The sequence below is a fragment of the Stenotrophomonas sp. Bg11-02 genome, from assembly GCF_002836635.1.
GTDB lineage: Bacteria > Pseudomonadota > Gammaproteobacteria > Xanthomonadales > Xanthomonadaceae > Stenotrophomonas > Stenotrophomonas lacuserhaii.
Map to the genome: position 1 here is coordinate 24,360 of NZ_PJAY01000054.1, position 17,774 is coordinate 42,133.

Consider the following 17,774-nt stretch of genomic DNA (forward strand, 5'->3'; position numbering starts at 1 on the left):
CACCCACCAGATCAGCGGCGTGCCGCTTCGCTGGCGTCGCGCGCCTTGCGGAACTCCGAGCCTTCTTCCCACTGCGGCCAGCTGCGGCCGTTGGCCAGCTCCAGGCCGAGGTCATAGACCAGCAATGTATCGGCAGCGTGGCCGGCCGGGTCCCAGCTCGGGGTCCATGCATCGCAGGCCTGGTGGTAACAGTCCTTGAAGTATTTCTCGCGCAGCGCACGGCCCGCTTCGATGCCACCGTCCAGCTTGTCCAGCCCCGGACCGATGGTGATCGCCGGTACGCCCAGGCGGGCGAACGCGAAGTGGTCGGCACGGTAGAAGAAGCCCGCTTCCAGGTTCGGATCCGGGCTGTAGCCGCGGCCGCGGGCCTTTGCCACGCGCTCCAGGTCGCCTTCCAGCGATACCCGGCCCTTGCCCCACGAGGCGATGTCACGGGTCGCGCCATCCGGGCTGAACATCTCGATGTTCAGCACTGCGGCCGTCTTTTCCAGCGGTGCCAGCGGGTGCCTGGCGTAGTAGCTGGCGCCGAGCAGGCCCTTCTCTTCAGCGGTCAGCGCGACGAAATACAGCGAACGCTGCGGCTGCGGGCCGGCGGCGAAGACGCGGCCCAGTTCCAGCACCGTGGCCACGCCGGTGGCGTTGTCGATGGCGCCGCGTCGCACGCGATCCCCCTTCGCATCAGGCTCGCCGATGCCGAACGCATCCCAGTGGGCAGAGAAGATCACCGCCTCGTCGCCGTGCTCGGCACCGGGCAGCTTGGCCACTACGTTGCGGGTGACCACCTCTTCACGCTTGAGCTTGAAGGCAGCACTCAGGCGGGCGTTGTCCAGCGGCACCGGCTTGAAATCGGCGCGCTGCGCCTTGCGCTTTTCCGCCTCGAAGTCCAGGCCGGCATCGGCGAAGATCGCCTCGGCCAGGGTGCGCTGCATCCAGCCACGCAGTGGCGTGTGCTGGGCCATGGCTTCGTCCTGGCTGCGCTGGATGTCGAACAGCGGCGAGGTGCCCGAGCTCTTCACCGTGGCCCAGCCATAGGCCGCCGGCGCGGTCTCGTGCACGATCAGCACGCCTTCGGCACCACGGCGCGCGGCCTCTTCGAATTTGTAGGTCCAGCGGCCGTAGTAGGTCACCGCCTTGCCATCGAAGGCGCCGGGTGCGTCGGTCTCGAAGTCAGCGTCGTTGATCAGCACCACCGCGATCTTGCCGCGCAGGTCCACGCCCTTGTAATCGTCCCAGCTGCGCTCGGGCGCATCGATGCCATAGCCGATGAACACCAGCGGCGCATCCTTGATCTGTACCCGCGCGCGCGGCTGCAGGCTCTGCAGGGTCACGTCCGCGCCGTTGGCGAGGGTGCGCTTGCCGCCCTTCAGCGACAGCGTGGCGGTGGCCGCGCCGTCCAGCTGCGCGCGCACCAGCGGCACCGGCTGCACCCAGCTGCCGTCTACGCCGCCCGGCTGCAGGCCGTAGCTGCGGAACTGCTCGATCAGGTACTGCACCGTGCGCTCTTCGCCTTCGCTGGCCGGTGCGCGGCCTTCGAACTCATCGGAGGCCAGCACGCGCACGTGGCGCGACAGCGCCTGCGGATCGATGCCGCCGCCGGGAAGATCATTGGCCGCATGTGCAAGGCCACCGACGAACAGGCAGGACGACAACAACAGCACGCGCATCGGGTTCACGGATCACCGGGGGACAGGGAAACAGGGATGCCCCGAGTGTACGTGACAGCACGATGACGCGGAATGATCAGCGCCGTCCGCGGTCCAGCCAGCACGCCAGGCCCTGCGCATTGAGCTCGATGTCCATCGCCAGCACCGCAGCTACCGCATCCTGGTCCAGCGCACAGCCATGCGCCAGCGCGCGTTCCAGGTACAGCGCGCGCAATGCCGCAAGCAGATGGCGATGGCGGTCCGGGCGGCCGTCGCACTGGCGCCCGATCGCCACCATCGCGTCGATCTGCTCGAACAGGTCCGCAGCGCGCGCTTCCACTGCGTCCACCCGCCCGTAATGGGTGAGGTACATGGCGACAGGCTGGTAAGCCAGCATCCGGCGGATGGAGTCCTTCAACGGCTCGGGATCGAACTGGACCGGTGAAGACGTGGGGATGATGAAGGCCCCCTGCGCACTGTCCAGTTCGCGGTAGGACAGACCGAAGGTATCGCCGGTGAACCAGCTGCGGCTGCGTGCGTCCCATACGCAGTAATGGTGCTGCGCATGGCCGGGCGTGTGCATCAGCACCAGCGCGCGCCCGGCCAGGTCGATGCGCTGGCCATCTTCAGCCACCACCACCCGCTCTGCCGGAATCGGCTCGATGCGGCCGTAGCTGCGCGCGATTTCCTCCTCGCCGTACACCGCCGTGGCACCGGCGATCAGCCGTGCGGGATCGATCATGTGCGGCGCACCGCGCGGATGCAGTACCGCGCGCGCATTGGGCAGGTGCTGCATCAGCGTGCCGGCGCCACCGGCGTGGTCCAGGTGCACGTGGGTCAGCAGCAGCCAGTCCACCGCCTGCGGTTCCAGCCCGGCATCGGCCAGGGCCTGCAGCATCGCCGGTACCGCCAGCGAGGTGCCGCAGTCGATGAAGGCGGCACGGCCGTTCTCCACCACCAGGTAGGCCGCGTCGAAGTCGGCGCGCTGGAATCCGGTATCGATGGTTTGGATGCTGGGATCGGCGGTCATCGACGCGCACCTGGCAGGATCAAGGACAGATGCCCATGGTAGGCGCGCGGGCGAAGGTGTTCGATGCGGCTTTGGTCGAGGGCCGCGTTAGGGCGCGCGCAGCAGCCAGCGCGGGCGCAGCAGCAGCGCGGCCGCCATCACCGCCAGGAACGCGCCGTAGGCATACAGCACCGCCAGCACCTGCGGCCAGACAGGGCCGGCATCGGGCTGGGCCCGACCCAACTGGAAACCCCAGTGCATGGAAAGCACGCTCAACACCAGGGCAAGCAGCAGCGCGACCGCATCGAAGGCACGCCGCCGCGGGCAACGCGGCTGGCGTGGGTAGCACCAGAACAGCCCGCCGAGCAGCATGAACCAGGGCAGGAACAGCAGCAGCGACAACCAGGCCATCAGCAGATCCTCGGTTGAAAGGGGTCGCGCGTTATCCGGCGTCGCGCAGGGTGGCCAGGGCAGCCAGCACGGCGTCCACTTCGGCTTCCAGCGTGAACAGTTCGCTCTGCAGCGCGTCGCCCTGTTCGGCCTGCTTGAGCACGGCGATCAGCTGCCCGGCGTCGCGCGGTGAATCAAAGCCCGCACTCTGCACCAGCAACCTGCCTTCGCCGTCGGTGAGCTTGAAGTAGAACCGGCCGTCCTTCTCGCGGTACTGCTTGAACACCGGCGGTGCGCTGCGGGCCAGTTCGGCGGCGGCCTTCGGCACGTCGGCCAGGTCGCGCAGGCCTACCGCATGGCGCAGCTCCTTCAGCAGCGGCACCGCGTACTGTTCGCGCAACTGCTGGCCGCGCCGGCGCAGCAGCGCTTCGATCTTCTCCGGTTCGGCCATCAGCGCTTCGTAGCGCTCGCGCAGCGGCGACAGTTCGGCATCGATGCGCTCGAACAACTGCTGCTTGGCATCGCCCCAGCCGATGCCCTCGGCGAAGGCCCTGGCAAAGCCGGCGGTCTGTTCCGGGGTGGCGAACGCCTGGTACATCTGGAACAGGGCCGAGCCTTCGGTGTCCTTCGGCTCACCCGGCGTACGCGAATCGGTCAGGATGGAGAACACCAGCTTTTTCAGCTCTTCGCGCGGGGCGAACAACGGAATGGTGTTGCTGTAGCTCTTGCTCATCTTGCGGCCATCCAGGCCTGCCAGCGTAGCGACCTGTTCGTCGATCACCACCTCCGGCAGCGGGAAGTACTCCTTGCCGTAGACGTGGTTGAAGCGCTGGCCGAAGTCGCGGGCCATCTCGATGTGCTGGATCTGGTCACGGCCCACCGGCACCCGGTTGGCCTTGAAGATCAGGATGTCGGCGGCCATCAGCACCGGGTACATGAACAGCCCGGCGCTCACGCCGGCGTCCGGGTCCAGCCCCTCGGCCTCGTTCTTGTCGATTGCCGCCTTGTAGGCATGCGCACGGTTGAGGATGCCCTTGCTGGCGACCACGGTCAGGAACCACATCAGTTCGTTGGTTTCCGGGATGTCGCTCTGGCGGTAGAACCACACCTGTTCCGGATCCAGCCCGCAGGCCAGCCAGCTGGCGGCGATTTCCAGCGTGGAACGCTGGGTGCGCGCCGGCTCCTGCGCCTTGATCAGGCTGTGCAGGTCGGCCAGGAAGAAGAAGCTCTCGATGCCCTGCGCACGGCTGGCGGCAATGGCGGGACGGATGGCCCCGACATAGTTGCCCAGGTGCGGGGTGCCGGAGGGGGTGATGCCGGTAAGGACTCGGGTGGTCATGACTGCTCGACGGGAAACCTTCGGTGAACGGCTGCAGTTTACCCTTGCTGGCCCAACCCCGTCGGCCCCGCTCGGGCGTTTGCGCTGTAGACCCCGCCGTGGAGAACCCGGATGAAGCGCCTGTTGCTGCCCCTGTTGAGTGTTGCCCTGCTGGCCGGCTTCAGGCCGGCGCCGCCGATGATCACTCCCCCCCCCTCGCGGATCGCGAGTGGACCGGTATTGCTGACCCTGCTGGACCGCGATACCGGCGGGCTGCTGCCGCAGTACGCGCACGACGGCCAACGCTGGACCCCGGGCGAGCACGGACACCGGTACAGCGTGCGCCTGCGCAATGCCAGCCCGCAACGCGTGCTGGTGGTGCTGTCGGTGGATGGCATCAACGCGATCAGCGGCGAGCAGGCCACTCCCGACCAGACCGGTTACGTGCTCAACCCCTGGCAGACCACCGACATCGCCGGCTGGCGGAAGTCCAACGATGAAGTGGCGCAGTTCGTCTTCAGCAGCCCGCGCGACAGTTATGCCGAACGCACCGGGCGCGGTGACAACCTGGGCGTGGTCGGCATCGCGGTGTTCAACCAAGCCAATGCCGTGCGCTGGGAGCATCGGCCGGCCACGTCGCCGCGCCGCGCCGCGCCTGTCCCGGCCGCGAGCCAGGATGCCGCCAGGAGCGAGTCGCGGGTGATGGCCGAATCCGCGCCGGCGCCGGTGCAGCGGCTGGGCACGGGACATGGCGAACGCGAGGCCTCAGCGGTGCGCGACACCGCCTTCGAACGCGCGACGTCCGCTCCGGCCCAGGTTACCCAGCTTCGCTACGACAGTGCGCGCAACCTGCGCGCGCGTGGGATCGTTCTCGATCGTCCCGCGCGTGTCCCCGAGCGCGAGCCGCAAGCCTTTCCCGATCAGTACGTGCCCGACCCGCCGCGTCGCTGAGCCTGGATCACCCATAAAAAAACGGGCCGCGAAGGCCCGTTTTTCTACCGGTTTCAACCGCCCGACTTACTTGAAGTCCGGGTAGTCCTTGCGCAGCGAGGAATCGAACTCCTTGACCTGCCTGTCCGCTTCGTCGCGGGCGATGCCGTAACGTTCCTGCACGCGGCCGGCCAAGTATTCCGCGTTACCTTCGGCAACATCGAAGTCGTCATCGGTAAGCTTGCCCCACTGCACCTGGGCCTTGCCCTTGAGCTGGGTCCACTTGCCGGAAATGATGTCTTTGTTCATGTGCGTTGGCCTCTTGATGAAGTGCGTCATGTGTTACCGCATCTGCAGCATGCGTCATCGGATGTTGGGCAGCAGTCAAGCAAAGATGAAACCACTGCTCATCTCGTTGAACGGATGCCATCGCGCAGGCACAAAAAAGGCCGGGAAATCCCGGCCTTTTCATCACTGAAACGCTTGCGCGGATCAGTTGCCGCGGGCGGCGTCTTCGACCTTCTCGCCAGCACCCTGCACGTCCTTGCCGGCACCGGCAACGGTATTGCAGCCGGCCAGCATGGCGACCGAGAACATCGACAGCAGCATCAGGGAAATTACACGCTTCATAGGGACTCTCCAGTTTGATTTAAAAAACCACCGCGGCCGCGGTGCAGACGGCGGGAAAGCCGTTGATCAGCACTTGCCGTCCTTGCAGTCCTGCGCCGTATCGTGGACGGCCTCGCCTGCTCCCTGCATGTCCTTGCCGGCTCCGGCAACGGTATTGCAGGCAGTCAGCGAACCAGCAGTGCACAGCGCCAGCAGCAGTACGGAAAGAATGCGTTTCATCGACTTCTCCTTCTCAGGTCACGGCGCCCGGAACGACCCGGGCGTGCCGCGTGAAGTGCAATCTGGCGCGCGGCGCGTGGAGCGAGTGTGAACGAGCAGTTGATCGGTTCATGTGCGCCAGCGGGACGCCGCAACTGGACCTCAATCGCGCATCAGCGTGGACTTGCCGAACAGGCTCTCCACCAGGTCCACCGCCAGCTTCGCAGTGGCGTTCTGGTTGTCCAGCAGCGGGTTGAGTTCGACGATGTCCAGCGACCCCATGCGCCCGCTGTCGGCGATCATCTCCATCACCAGCTGCGCTTCGCGGTAGTTCACCCCGCCCGGCACTGTCGTGCCCACCCCGGGGGCGATGCTGGGGTCGAGGAAATCGACGTCGAAGCTGACGTGCAGGTGGGTGTTGTCGTCGATGCCGGCGAGGGCGGCTTCCATGGTGCGTTTCATGCCGGCCTCGTCGATGTAGCGCATGTCATACACGTCCACGCGGTGGGTCTTGATCAGCCGTTTCTCTTCCGGATCCACCGAGCGGATGCCGATCTGGCGCACCTGCGAGGGCAGGATCGCCGGGGCGTCACCGCCGAGCCGGGTCAATGCATCCGGGCCCAGCCCGCACAGGCAGGCCACCGGCATGCCGTGGACGTTGCCGGACGGAGTGACATCGCTGGTGTTGAAATCCGAGTGCGCGTCCAGCCACAACAGGCGCAGCTGCTTGCCCTGTTGGCGGCACCAGCGCGCCACGGCGGTAACCGAACCGACGCCCAGGCAATGGTCACCGCCGAGCATGATCGGCATGCGACCGGCGCGCAGCTCGGCCAGGCTGGCCTCCATCAGCACGCGGTTCCATTCCACCACCTGGTCCAGATGCCGGTAGCCCTGCACCGGCGCAGTCCACGGGTTGCGCGGTCCATCCAGGTTGCCCAGGTCACGCACGTCCACGCCGCGGGCAATCAATGCTTCGGCCAGGCCGGCAATGCGCAACGCTTCGGGGCCCAAGCGTGCACCGCGATCGCCGGCGCCGATATCGGTAGGCACGCCAATCAGCGAGACAGGTTGATGCGACATGGAGACCTCGTTCTGGACAAAAGAAGCAGTCTAGCCAGCGCACCCGGCGTGTACTCGCGGCGGTGCAGCAGGCGCGATGTCCGCCGCACCCACGTCATCGGTCTGGTCCGATAGAATTCCATGGGCGTCAAACACTTGACACGCCTGCAAGGTGAAGATCCATTACGAAAACGGTCAGATATACTGTGCTACGGTTCACACTTTCGACCCTCTGCGGTTGATAGAAAAGCATCGCTCTGGGTCGTGCCGACCCAGGTTCCAGGGGGAAACCAGTGCAGCGCAGTGCCATCAACCAGATCGTTCGCAGCGCGACCGGCGAAAGCCTGCCCGCGCGCCATCTTTACGATGCGTCCCGTATCGAAGACATCTTCCGCCAGGCGCGCGAACGCGAGTCGGGCCTGACCCTGCTCCTGCTGTCCACCGCCGATGGCCGCGCGGTGGCCGAGGATTCGGTGCTGGGCGTGGACGGCCGTCGTTTGGCTGCGATGGCCAACTCCTTCCTCACGCTGGGCGAAACGGTATCGCGCGAGTTGTCGCTCAGCGAAGCCGAACACGCCACCGTGTGCACCCGCCAAGGCAACGTCGTGCTGATCCGGGTCAACGCGGACAAGCCGATGACGCTCACCGCCGTCGCGGCGGTGGAGGTCAACCTGGCCGTGCTGCTGTTCCATGCGCGCGAATGCGCCGCCAAGCTGGAAACCGCGCTGCGCACCCGCGCCGCCTGATCGTAGCGCCTTTGTTTTTTCACCTTGCAGGCCTTGCTGGCCTGTTTCCCTCTGCACGACCCAAGAAAGGACGACTGTGTCTAAGCTCAACCTGGAAAACCTCAATACACTCGCCGGCTTCGTCGGTGCCGCGCTCGTCGACAGCGACAGCGGCATGGCGCTGGCCATGACCGGTGGCGGCGACATCAACCTGGAACTGGCTGCGGCCGGCAACACCGAAGTGGTGCGCGCCAAGCGTCGCGTCGCCCAGCAGCTGGGGCTGTCGGACACGCTGGAAGACATCCTGGTCACGTTGAGCTCGCAGTACCACCTGATCCGCCCGCTGGAAAGCAATCCGATGCTGTTCCTGTACGTGGCGCTGGACCGCAGCCGTTCGAACCTGGCGATGGCGCGCCACGAACTGAAGTCCTTCGAAAAGACGCTGGACTTCAGCTGAGCCGCGCTCGCCCCACGCCCGCCGTCGTTGCCTGACGCGGGCGTGGCCGGCGACCTGCACTGACCGCCCATGAACACACCGATACGACATTTCCGGGTCGCCCACGCCGGGCTGGACCTGCTGCACGGTACCCGGCTGAAACTGGCCTGCTCGCTGTTGCTGGCCGAACGCATGGATATCCGTCTGCAGCCGTGGAGCGGGGAGCAGGCCGATCTGCTGGTGGTGGGCGGCGATCCGTCGGCCATGGCCGTCCTGCAGCAGCAGGCACGCACCCAGGGCGTGGCGACGCTGCGCATCGTGCGTGGCGCGACGGCTGCGACGGGCGTGCTGCCGCACGGCGCCAGCGTGCGTGACATCAACCAGGCACTGGCCGGGCTGCTGGCCACCGTGGGCGAAGCGCCGGACCCGGCAGCGGAACAACCGACGCAAGCGGGCACGCCGCTGCTGCTGCGCGCGATGCAGTCAGCCGATGATGCCAGCCTGTACCTGCTGCAGCGTGGCGCTACGCGGGTGGTGGTGGATACCGCGACGCGCAGCCTTGCACTGCCGGTTGGCGCGTCCCTGTCGGAGATCGTGCCGCTGCTGGATGACCTCACCTGGTCGTCGACGGCGCTGGACATGGACACTTTCCAGCATCAGTACGTGTACCTGCTGCCGCGCCGCCATTCGTTCGAATCGCTGTATTTCTGCATCGCGCGTCATCGCCCGCAGCTGCTGCCGGCGGTCGCCGCGGGCACCTCCCTGCAGCTGCTGCATTGGCCCGACCTGGACCACCGCGATGTGCCCGCCAGCTGGCTGCTGCCCATCGCACGCCTGCATGCCGCGTCGTGGACCAGCACCGCGCTGGCCGCGGCGAGCGGTTTGCCGCACGATACCGTGCAATTCCTTTTCTCGGCCGCTGCCAGCAGTGGCCTTGCCAAGCACCAGGAGAACGCCGTGCCCCCCTCAGCGCGCCCCGCGGGCCTTCGCGACTCACGGTTCCTGACCTGGGTCGCACGTCGATTCGGACTGGACCTGCAGGCGGGTCGCGCATGAGCGGTCCGGCCAACAAACTGGTGTTCGTCGGCGGCATGGGCGCGGGCAAGACCACCGCGGTGCGCGCGATTTCCGATGTCGAACCGATCAGCACTGAAATGCCGCTGAGCGAGGACGCCACCGCCGACAAGGTGGAAACCACGGTGGCGCTGGATTACAGCTCGATCGAACTGGACGACGGCGAACTGCTGCACCTGTACGGCGTGCCCGGACAGCGCTACCTGGACTTCATGTGGCCGATGGTGTGCGAAGGCGCGCTCGGGGTGATCGTGCTGGTCAGCGCCGGATCACCCGACCCGGTCGCCACCACGCTGGAACTGCTGCAGGAGTTTTCCCGCATCGCGCCCGATGCCAGCCTGGCGGTCGGCGTCACCCGCACCGACGAGCACCCGCAGCTGTTGATTCCCACCGTGCGCGATGCCCTGTTTGCTGCCGGCTTCCGCATTCCGGTCCTGCGCGTTGATGCACGCTCGGCCGCGCAGGTGACCTTCCTGGTGCGCTCGCTGCTGTCGCACCGCTACGCCGATTCCTGATCACGGTGCGCCGTCGCCTGCGGGGGCGGCGGCTGGGCATTGAAAGATGGTGCCGCTTATCCGAATCGAACGGATGACCTACTGTTTACAAGACAGTTGCTCTACCAACTGAGCTAAAGCGGCACGGGGTACGACGCGTTCGTGGCCAGGCCGCGAAGCACGGCGATTCTACCGCAGACCAGCGCAGTCCAGCGAGCGTTGCTGCGCCGCCCCGCTACGCTGGCGCAGGCCGGGATCGGTCTTGCCATCGGCCAGCGCGCCCTGCAGCCACCACGTGGAGGCGCCTTCGCCACCACTGAGCTGGGCCTGGAATCCGGCCGCGCGCAGTGCCGCCAGCCGGCGCTCGGCCCCTTCGCGGTTACGGTACTGGCCCAGCGCGATGGCGTTGGCGTCAGGTCCCTGGCCAATCACGTAGTAGTCGCTCAGGCCGGCGGCGATGATCCGCTGCACGGTGACCTGGGCCGCTTCGCGGTTCTCTGCCGGCGGCATCATCACCCGGTAGCGCGAGGTGGCGCCGGGCGTTGATTGTTCGCGCAGGCGCGTTCGGGTCAGTGCCGCACCGACCTTGGCCAGGGCGCCTTGGGCGGCGGCCTGGTCCGCGAACGGACCCAGCGCGACGCAACGCTCGGGCGCTGCGGGGGCGGGCACGGTTTCCGGCGCGGGTGCAGGCGGTGCCACCACTGCGGCGGCAACCGGGGCCGGACGCGCTTCGGCCACCGCGGGCGCTTGGCCGGACGGTGAATCGGCCACCGCCGCGGCAGGTTCGGCCGCGGTGGGCGTGGTATCGGTCAGCGGCGCAGTGGACGCCGTTGGCGAGGGCGCCGTCACCGGTACGGCCGCATCCACCAGTTGCAGTTCGGCCACGCCGGAAGGCAGCTTCACGTCCGGGACAACCGGCTCACCGCGCAGCATCCACCACAGGGCGACGCTTACGTTGAGCAGCACGAGGAACACGATCAGGGCACGGGTCAGCATCTGCCGATCCTAGCCTGTCGCCGTCGGCAGGTGAACGGCCCAGCGTGCCAGCCCATCGAGCACCAGCAGCGGCTGGTGGCCCGCATCGGCCGGTAGCTGCGGCAACAGCGCCGGTGCGCCGCCGCCATGCAGCAGCAGGTCCACCGGTGCCTGCAGCCGCTGCCTTGCCTGCTCACGGCTGCGTTCGATCAGTGCGATCGCCGCGCCGTCGCAGCCGGAAGCCAGCGCATCATCGGTGTCATCGGCGAACTCGCGGTAGTGCCCGCCACTGGCCGGCAACTGCACCGCGCGCGCATGCAGGGCTTCGCGCATGGTGGTCGGAGAGGCCGCGATGCGACCCCCGTGGTGCTGGCCGTGGGCGTCCAGCAGGTCGATGGTCAACGCGGTGCCGACGCCAGCCACCAGCACGTGGCGCTGCGTGCGCGCGGCTGCCAGCAGGGCCAGGAAACGATCCACGCCGAAGCGCGCGGGCGTGGCATAAGCGATGCGCACATCGGCGAACGCCGCTTCGGTGCGGGCCACGTGTACGTGCTGGAAGCGCATGCGCAGGATCTCCAGCATGGTGGCGGTCAGTCCGGCGGCGGCTACGCTGGCCACGTAGGCGGTGCCGCCCTGCGGCAGCGTGCGCAATGCTTCGCCGCGCAGGTCTTCGGCGCCGTGCGTCCATGCCTGCACCTCACCGGCACGGTCGCCGAGCAGCGGGGCATACTTGAAGCGGGAATTTCCCAGATCGAACAACCAGTCGCTCATCGTGCCCTCACGCTCACTTCGCCGGCGTGCACATGCTGCTCGCGGCCCTCGATTTCCACCCGCAGCGCGCCATCTTCGGCCAGCCCCAGCGCGCGGCCGTCCAGCCAGGCGCCGCCCAGTTGCACCCGCACCTCGCGCCCGGCCAGGCTGTCCAGCGCGGCATAGCGCGTCAGGAACGGGGCCAGGCCCTCGGTTTCAAACTGCTCCAGCGCCGGCAGCAGCGCGGCGAGCACCGCAGTCGCTACCGCAGTGCGCTGCACCGGCTCGCCCGCCAACTGGTCCAGATCGGTCCACGGCTGGTCGATGCGCTCGGCAAAGGCCGGCGGCATGTGTACGTTGAGACCGATGCCGATCACCGCGCGCGCCGGCCCGGCGAACTCGCCGCCGCCTTCCACCAGCAGGCCGCCCAGCTTGTGGCCGTCCACCACCAGGTCGTTGGGCCACTTCAACTGCACCTTCGCATGGCCGAGCCCGCGCAGGGCTTCGGCCACCGCCACGCCAGCCACCAGGCTCAGCCCGCCCAGCTGGGCCAGTCCGCCGGCGAATCCGCGCAGCACCGAAAGGTAGATATGCGCGGCCAGCGGCGATGCCCAATCCCGCCCACGACGGCCGCGGCCACCGGTCTGGCGCTCGGCCAGCATGACGCGACTGCCGCGCTCCGGAGCGCTGCAGCGCAGCAATTCGGTGTTGGTGGACACCGTGCTCCAGACCACCTGCAGCTCGTCCAGCAGCGCAGCGGCGGCGGCAGGCAGCGCGGCGCGGATGCCGCCAGCGTCCAGCAGGTCGACCGCCTGGGCAAGCGTATAGCCGTCACCGGCGCGGCCTTCAATCGCCACCCCGGCTGTCCTAAGTCCTTGAATGCGCTTCCATATGGCCGCCCGGGTCTGGCCAAGCTCGCGCGCCAGGGCATCACCGGACAGCGGTCCGGCGGCCAGTTTTGCCAGCAGTTCGCGGTCGTCCACGGCAGCTTCCGTCAGATAAACAGGGAAAGTATGCGGCAAAGGAATTGCCCCTGCCCGGCGGGGCTTCCAATAGGCGACCTGATTCGGGCTAGAATCGGGAACTCACCCGCCCTTAACCACGGATGTCGTCGATGCGCTGTTCTGCCCATTGCCTGGTCCTGTTGATGGCCCCGCTGCTTGCCAACGCGTCTACCGTGATGGCCAGTGAAGGGCGTGGTGACTGTGTCTATTCCACGCCCGATGCCGAACGCCCGCCGACTGCACGCAGTGCTGCCGCTGCGGTGCCCAGCACGCCCAAGCCGGTGCCTGCGCAGGCCACCAGCAGTGGCGGCGGCGGTGGCGAGGATGACGTGCTGCAGCGCCTGCGCGCACCGAAGTGGCACAGCTTCCTGCCGGGTATGTTCCGCTGATCCAGGCGTTGTCGCGCTGGCTGCGGCCGGCCCCCCGTCCCATTCCCGAACCGCTGTGGCAGCAGGCCTGCCGGGATGTCCCGTGGCTGCACGGCCTGCCTGCTGATCGCCTGGACGCGCTGCGCGCCCTGGCCACCCGCTTCCTGCACGAGAAGACCATCAGCCCGCTGGGCGATCTGGTGCTGCGCGATGAAGACATCGTGCTGCTGGCGGCGGTGTGCTGCCTGCCGCTGCTGGGGCTGGGCGAAGCCGGCCTGCGTGGCTGGTCGCAGCTGATCCTGTACCCGGACGCTTTCCGGGTACAGCGCAGCCATGTGGATGCCGCCGGCGTGCTGCACGAGTGGGACGATGAGCTGATCGGCGAGAGCTGGGACAGCGGCCCGTTGATCCTGTCGTGGGCGGATATCCAGGCCGACCTGCAGGCGCCGTTCGATGGCTACTGCGTGGCGGTGCACGAGATGGCGCACAAGATCGATGCGCTGGATGGCGCGATCGACGGCACGCCGCCGTTGCCACGCGCCTGGCAGCGTGAGTGGGCGGCCGATTTCCAGCGCGCCTACGATGCGTTCTGCGTGCAGGTGGATGCGGGCGAGGAAACGCTGATCGATCCGTATGCGGCCGAGGCGCCGGAAGAGTTCTTCGCGGTGGTCAGTGAATACCATTTCTCCGCACCGGACGTGTTGGCCGAGGCGCTGCCCAGCGTGGCCGCGCACCTGCGGCGGTTCTACGGTGAGCCGCCGGTACTGTCGGCGCTGGAGCACGTGGCGCGGTGATGGCTTCCGCCGAGCATGGCTCGGCGCTACCGGAAGATCATGCGGCGATGCCGCCGTGGTAGCGCCCCGCGCGGCGCTTACGGGCCGGCCGGCAGCCGCACTTCGAAGCGCGCGCCACCCAGTTCGGAAGAGCGCGTCACCAGCAGTTCACCGCGGTAATCCTTGATCAGGTCCTGCACGATCGACAGGCCGATGCCGTGGCCCTGCACGCGCTCATCGCCGCGCACGCCGCGCTGCAGCACCTTGGCGATGTCTTCCGGAGCGATACCGGGGCCGTCGTCGTCCACCGCCAGCAGCAGGCCAGGACGGCGCGTGTTCGGCGCCGGCTGCGGCTGCGCGGTCAGCAGCACGCGGCGGTTGGCCCATTTGAAGGCGTTTTCCAGCAGGTTGCCGAGCAGTTCCTGCAGGTCGCCGGGTTCACCGTGGAAGCGCGATCCCGGATCGATGTCGAACTCGCACAGCACGCCCTTGGCGGCGTAGACCTTCTCCAGCCCGCGCACGATTTCTTCGGCATTGGATTCGATCGGCAGCGGGGCGGAGAACAGCTTGTGCCCGGACGACGCAGCGCGTGCCAGCTGGTAGGACACCAGGTTGTTCATGCGCTGCAGCTGCACGTCCAGTTCCTCGCGCAGCGCATCGTTGCTCGATCCACTGTCCATCTGCGTGCGCAGCACGGCGATCGGGGTCTTCAGGCTGTGCGCCAGGTCGGCCAGCGTGTTGCGCTGGCGCTCCAGGTTCTCGCGCTCGCTTTCAATGAAGGCGTTGATGCTGTCCGTCAGCGGTTCAAGCTCGCGCGGATGGCGTTCGCTCATGCGCTCGCTTTCGCCGCGCTGCACGCGGGTCAGCTCGGTGATCACCCGGCGCATCGGACGCAGGCTCCACTGCAGGATGACCGTCTGCAACAGCAGCAGGATCAGGCCGATGCCGCCCAGGTAGAACCACACCCGGCCGCGGAACACGCGCAGCTGCGCGCCCAGTGCACCGGAGTCTTCCATCACGTAGATGGTGTACGGGAATTCGGTCGCCGGGTCGGCGTCGGCATCCCACACCAGGCCCAGCCCGTAGCGGTAGACCGAGCCCTCGCTGCCGTCGATCTGGATGATCGGCAGCGGGCCTTCGAAGATTTCCTGGCGCGGTGCCAGCAGCCCGCCGCCCTGGGTAGGCAGCATCGGGCCCTCGGCGGACATCGAGTTGACCTTGCCGTCCGGCGTGACGACCTGCAGGTACAGGCCACTGCCGGGCACGTCGAAGCGCGGATCCGGCGGCTGCTCGCGCAGGTACAGCGAGCGGTCGCGGGTGAAGTCACTGCCCGCAGCGTAGGCCGTGGCGTAGTTCTTCAGGCGTTCGCGCAGGTTGGCGCGCGCGGTATCGGCGAAGGCCGCATCCAGCGCGTAGCCGGCCAGTGCCAGGAAGGCCACCAGGCCCACGGACGCAGCCAGCAGCTGGCGCGCCTGCAGGGAGCGCGGCCGCCAGCGTCGGAAGAACCACAGACGGCCGGACATCATCTTCTCGCCTGCAGCAGGCTCAGCCCTCGTTGCGCGGGATCGCGAAACGGTAGCCGCGGCCACGCACGGTCTCGATCGGCTTCAGTTCGCCGTCCGGATCCAGCTTCTTGCGCAGGCGGCCGATGAACACTTCAAGCACGTTCGAGTCGCGGTCGAAATCCTGCTGGTAGATGTGCTCGGTGAGGTCGGCCTTGGAGACCAGTTCACCGGCATGCATCATCAGGTATTCCAGCACCTTGTACTCATAGCTGGTGAGGTCGACGTTGCTGCCGGCCACGCTGACCGTCTGTGCCGCCAGGTCCAATGCCACCGGACCGCATTCCAGGGTCGGCTTGCTCCAGCCCGCAGCGCGGCGCAGCAGCGCATTGACGCGTGCCAGCAGCTCTTCGACATGGAACGGCTTGACCAGGTAATCGTCGGCGCCCTGCTTGAGCCCTTCGACCTTGTCCTGCCAGCTGGAACGGGCGGTGAGGATCAGGACCGGGAACTTCTTGCCCTCGTCGCGCAGCGCCTTGATCAGCTCCATGCCGGACATCTTCGGCAGGCCCAGATCGATGATGCCAACGTCGAACGGCACTTCGCGGCCCATGTACAGACCTTCCTCGCCATCCTGCGCCGCGTCGACGGCAAAGCCTTCGCGCTTGAGCCGGGCTGCAAGGGTCTCGCGCAGCGGGGCTTCGTCTTCGACCAGAAGGATACGCATGAACTCTCCCTAGTGTGCTGGGGTCGGCCGGTTGGGCCGGTGGAAATCGGGTGTGATGCGACAATGATCCCCGTTCAGGGGTTATCGCCGCGTAGTGAAGACATATCCGATCGGGGCGGGCGGGCCTGTGAACGCTGCTGCACCGGATCATCCATGTAGCGGACGCGGCCACGCTCATCCATGTATTTCACGCGGTTGATGTCGCGCCCATCGAACGGCACCCGCTCTGCGCCCAGGATGTGTCCACCGGTGGATCGCTGCACCCGCCGCACGGCGTCGGACAGGGAGCGCTCATCACCGCGTTGGGACCCCCGCATGACCACTTCAGGACGTTCCCGCATCTGCGCCCGCTGCGCCATGGTCTGCTGCATCTGGCCCTGCATCGGTGCCTGCGCGACGGCGTGCAGCGGCGCGAACGCCACCAGCACCACGACCGTGGCGAGGGCAAGCTGGCAGGGGGAAGAACGGGAGGACATCGTTGGATCCTAGCCGAGGCCGGCAATTCGTTCAAAAATTGTGAAGTCCGCGTCCGGACGCGAGGTCCGGGGCTTTACAAATCTTTTGCAAATTTCGGCTTTTGCCAGTGAATCCGGTCTGAACTTTCCTGAAGATCGGATGTCTATATTCAGGTAAGTGAACATACTAACAGCATTCGGGGCCGTCTGCGGCCCCCCGGCGCGCACTGCGTCAGGCCGCCTCGCGCCCGCCATCACGTTCGGTGGCCGACAGGGCCTGCTCCACCAGGCTCCAGTCCGCGCCCGGGCGATGTGCGCCCTCGCTCAGGATCTGGCGGAACGCGCGGCCCCCCGGTTGCCCGTGGAACAAGCCCAGGATGTGCCGGGTGATGTGCTTGAGCGCCGACCCTTCGGCCAGCCGCGCTTCCACGTAGGGACGCAGCGCGCGCAGCAGCGCCTGCCGTGCCTGCAACGGGGCGCCGGTCTGCAGCGCCTCCAGCTGATGCAGAAGGTAGGGATCGTGGTAGGCCGCACGGCCCAGCATCACCCCGTCCACCTTGCCGCCCTGGGCCTGCACCGCCTCGATGCTGGCCAATCCACCGTTGAGCACCACCGGCAGCTCCGGACGCTCCTGCTTGAGCCGGTAGGCCCAGTCGTAGCGCAGCGGTGGCACTTCGCGGTTTTCCTTCGGCGACAAGCCCTTCAGCCAGGCATTGCGCGCGTGCACCACCACCATCGGTGCACCGGCGGCGACCTGCTGGTCGACGAACGCAGCGAAGGCCTGGTAGTCGTTGTCATCGTCCACCCCGAGCCGGCATTTGACCGTGACCGGGATATCCACCGCGGCCACCATCGCCGCTACGCAGTCGGCCACCAGGGCCGGTTCGCGCATCAGGCAGGCGCCGAAGCGGCCGGCCTGGACACGGTCGGATGGGCAGCCGCAGTTGAGATTGACCTCGTCATAGCCCCAGTCCTGGGCAATGCGCGCGGCCTGCGCCAGCAGGGCCGGATCGCTGCCGCCCAACTGCAGGGCCAGCGGCGTTTCGGCCGCATCGAAGCCGAGCAGGCGCTGGCGATCACCGTGGATCACCGCATTGGCGTGCACCATCTCGGTGTACAGCCGCGCGCCGGGCGCCAGCAGCCGATGGAACACACGGCAATGGCGGTCCGTCCAGTCCATCATCGGGGCGACGGAAAGGCGCAGGGAATCGGCGTAGCGGGACGCGGCGGTGGCGGTTGGCTGGGTCATGGGGACGCTGGAGAATCAGGGGCGGCAGGCAATGCCTGCATGATCAATAGTTTACACCGGGCGGC

Annotated in this window: 22 protein-coding genes and 1 tRNA gene; 7 read left to right on the plus strand and 16 right to left on the minus strand. The window is 67.5% G+C overall.

What is annotated here, in order from left to right; translation table 11 throughout:
* Nucleotides 1–11: 11 nt before the first annotated feature.
* The 4 genes from CXG43_RS08225 to CXG43_RS08240 all read right to left on the minus strand — a co-directional run bounded on the left by CXG43_RS08225 (nt 12) and on the right by CXG43_RS08240 (nt 4,381).
* Nucleotides 12–1,664 (minus strand): M28 family metallopeptidase, encoded by a 1,653-nt coding sequence (locus tag CXG43_RS08225; protein WP_101099533.1) that lies wholly within the window; start codon nt 1,662–1,664, stop codon nt 12–14.
* Nucleotides 1,665–1,740: 76 nt separating this feature from the next.
* Nucleotides 1,741–2,673 (minus strand): MBL fold metallo-hydrolase, encoded by a 933-nt coding sequence (locus CXG43_RS08230; RefSeq protein WP_101099534.1) that lies wholly within the window; start codon nt 2,671–2,673, stop codon nt 1,741–1,743.
* An 87-nt stretch (nt 2,674–2,760) separates the two neighbouring features.
* A complete protein-coding gene (locus CXG43_RS08235) occupies nt 2,761–3,063 on the minus strand; it encodes a hypothetical protein (protein ID WP_101099535.1) in 303 nt (100 codons plus the stop codon).
* Nucleotides 3,064–3,094: 31 nt separating this feature from the next.
* Nucleotides 3,095–4,381, minus strand: a complete 1,287-nt coding sequence (locus CXG43_RS08240; RefSeq protein WP_101099536.1) for a tryptophan--tRNA ligase — start codon at nt 4,379–4,381, stop codon at nt 3,095–3,097.
* 111 nt (nt 4,382–4,492) lie between these two features.
* On the opposite strand from CXG43_RS08240, the gene CXG43_RS08245 reads away from it, so the two are divergent.
* Entirely contained in the window at nt 4,493–5,311 is an 819-nt protein-coding gene (locus CXG43_RS08245; protein ID WP_101099537.1) for a hypothetical protein, read from the plus strand.
* 66 nt (nt 5,312–5,377) lie between these two features.
* On the opposite strand, the gene CXG43_RS08250 is transcribed toward CXG43_RS08245, so the two are convergent.
* The 4 genes from CXG43_RS08250 to rocF form a co-directional block, all read right to left on the minus strand.
* Nucleotides 5,378–5,599 (minus strand): CsbD family protein, encoded by a 222-nt coding sequence (locus CXG43_RS08250; RefSeq protein ID WP_042613761.1) that lies wholly within the window; start codon nt 5,597–5,599, stop codon nt 5,378–5,380.
* A gap of 183 nt (nt 5,600–5,782) precedes the next feature.
* Nucleotides 5,783–5,920, minus strand: a complete 138-nt coding sequence (locus tag CXG43_RS08255) for an entericidin A/B family lipoprotein (RefSeq protein ID WP_042613760.1) — start codon at nt 5,918–5,920, stop codon at nt 5,783–5,785.
* 66 nt (nt 5,921–5,986) lie between these two features.
* On the minus strand, nt 5,987–6,139 hold the full coding sequence (locus CXG43_RS08260; RefSeq protein WP_042613759.1) for an entericidin A/B family lipoprotein: 153 nt from the start codon (nt 6,137–6,139) through the stop codon (nt 5,987–5,989).
* A 141-nt stretch (nt 6,140–6,280) separates the two neighbouring features.
* Nucleotides 6,281–7,198, minus strand: coding sequence for an arginase (gene rocF, locus CXG43_RS08265; protein WP_101099538.1), 918 nt, complete (start codon nt 7,196–7,198; stop codon nt 6,281–6,283).
* Nucleotides 7,199–7,470: 272 nt separating this feature from the next.
* Here rocF and CXG43_RS08270 point away from each other — a divergent pair, with 272 nt between their 5' ends.
* From CXG43_RS08270 to CXG43_RS08285, 4 genes are all read left to right on the plus strand, one after another.
* On the plus strand, nt 7,471–7,923 hold the full coding sequence (locus CXG43_RS08270) for a hypothetical protein (RefSeq protein ID WP_101099539.1): 453 nt from the start codon (nt 7,471–7,473) through the stop codon (nt 7,921–7,923).
* Nucleotides 7,924–7,999: 76 nt separating this feature from the next.
* Nucleotides 8,000–8,359: a roadblock/LC7 domain-containing protein gene (locus tag CXG43_RS08275; RefSeq protein ID WP_101099540.1), complete on the plus strand. Its 360-nt coding sequence runs from the start codon at nt 8,000–8,002 to the stop codon at nt 8,357–8,359.
* Nucleotides 8,360–8,428: 69 nt separating this feature from the next.
* Entirely contained in the window at nt 8,429–9,394 is a 966-nt protein-coding gene (locus tag CXG43_RS08280) for a hypothetical protein (RefSeq protein ID WP_101099541.1), read from the plus strand.
* Nucleotides 9,391–9,927, plus strand: coding sequence for a GTPase (locus CXG43_RS08285; protein WP_101099542.1), 537 nt, complete (start codon nt 9,391–9,393; stop codon nt 9,925–9,927). Before CXG43_RS08280 ends, CXG43_RS08285 begins: the two co-directional genes overlap by 4 nt.
* A gap of 47 nt (nt 9,928–9,974) precedes the next feature.
* Here CXG43_RS08285 and CXG43_RS08290 read toward each other — a convergent pair.
* The 4 genes from CXG43_RS08290 to birA all read right to left on the minus strand — a co-directional run bounded on the left by CXG43_RS08290 (nt 9,975) and on the right by birA (nt 12,614).
* A tRNA-Thr gene (locus CXG43_RS08290) sits at nt 9,975–10,050 on the minus strand.
* A 45-nt stretch (nt 10,051–10,095) separates the two neighbouring features.
* Nucleotides 10,096–10,902: an SPOR domain-containing protein gene (locus CXG43_RS08295; RefSeq protein WP_101099543.1), complete on the minus strand. Its 807-nt coding sequence runs from the start codon at nt 10,900–10,902 to the stop codon at nt 10,096–10,098.
* A gap of 9 nt (nt 10,903–10,911) precedes the next feature.
* A complete protein-coding gene (locus CXG43_RS08300) occupies nt 10,912–11,652 on the minus strand; it encodes a type III pantothenate kinase (protein WP_101099544.1) in 741 nt (246 codons plus the stop codon).
* The gene (birA, locus tag CXG43_RS08305) at nt 11,649–12,614 is read right to left on the minus strand and encodes a bifunctional biotin--[acetyl-CoA-carboxylase] ligase/biotin operon repressor BirA (protein ID WP_101099545.1); all 966 of its coding nucleotides are present in this window, start codon (nt 12,612–12,614) and stop codon (nt 11,649–11,651) included. Before birA ends, CXG43_RS08300 begins: the two co-directional genes overlap by 4 nt.
* 131 nt (nt 12,615–12,745) lie before the next feature.
* Between birA and CXG43_RS08310 the strand changes: the two genes are divergently transcribed.
* On the plus strand, nt 12,746–13,024 hold the full coding sequence (locus CXG43_RS08310; protein WP_101099587.1) for a hypothetical protein: 279 nt from the start codon (nt 12,746–12,748) through the stop codon (nt 13,022–13,024).
* The gene (locus tag CXG43_RS08315) at nt 12,991–13,797 is read left to right on the plus strand and encodes a M90 family metallopeptidase (RefSeq protein ID WP_198551404.1); all 807 of its coding nucleotides are present in this window, start codon (nt 12,991–12,993) and stop codon (nt 13,795–13,797) included. The genes CXG43_RS08310 and CXG43_RS08315 overlap by 34 nt, the downstream gene beginning before the upstream one ends.
* A gap of 77 nt (nt 13,798–13,874) precedes the next feature.
* Here CXG43_RS08315 and CXG43_RS08320 read toward each other — a convergent pair whose 3' ends face one another.
* From CXG43_RS08320 to dusA, 4 genes are all read right to left on the minus strand, one after another.
* Nucleotides 13,875–15,299, minus strand: a complete 1,425-nt coding sequence (locus CXG43_RS08320; protein ID WP_101099588.1) for a sensor histidine kinase — start codon at nt 15,297–15,299, stop codon at nt 13,875–13,877.
* A gap of 22 nt (nt 15,300–15,321) precedes the next feature.
* Nucleotides 15,322–16,005, minus strand: coding sequence for a response regulator transcription factor (locus CXG43_RS08325; protein WP_004136763.1), 684 nt, complete (start codon nt 16,003–16,005; stop codon nt 15,322–15,324).
* A gap of 74 nt (nt 16,006–16,079) precedes the next feature.
* Nucleotides 16,080–16,481, minus strand: a complete 402-nt coding sequence (locus CXG43_RS08330) for a hypothetical protein (RefSeq protein ID WP_042613748.1) — start codon at nt 16,479–16,481, stop codon at nt 16,080–16,082.
* Between the two features lie 211 nt (nt 16,482–16,692).
* On the minus strand, nt 16,693–17,709 hold the full coding sequence (dusA, locus tag CXG43_RS08335; protein ID WP_101099547.1) for a tRNA dihydrouridine(20/20a) synthase DusA: 1,017 nt from the start codon (nt 17,707–17,709) through the stop codon (nt 16,693–16,695).
* Nucleotides 17,710–17,774: the final 65 nt, after the last annotated feature.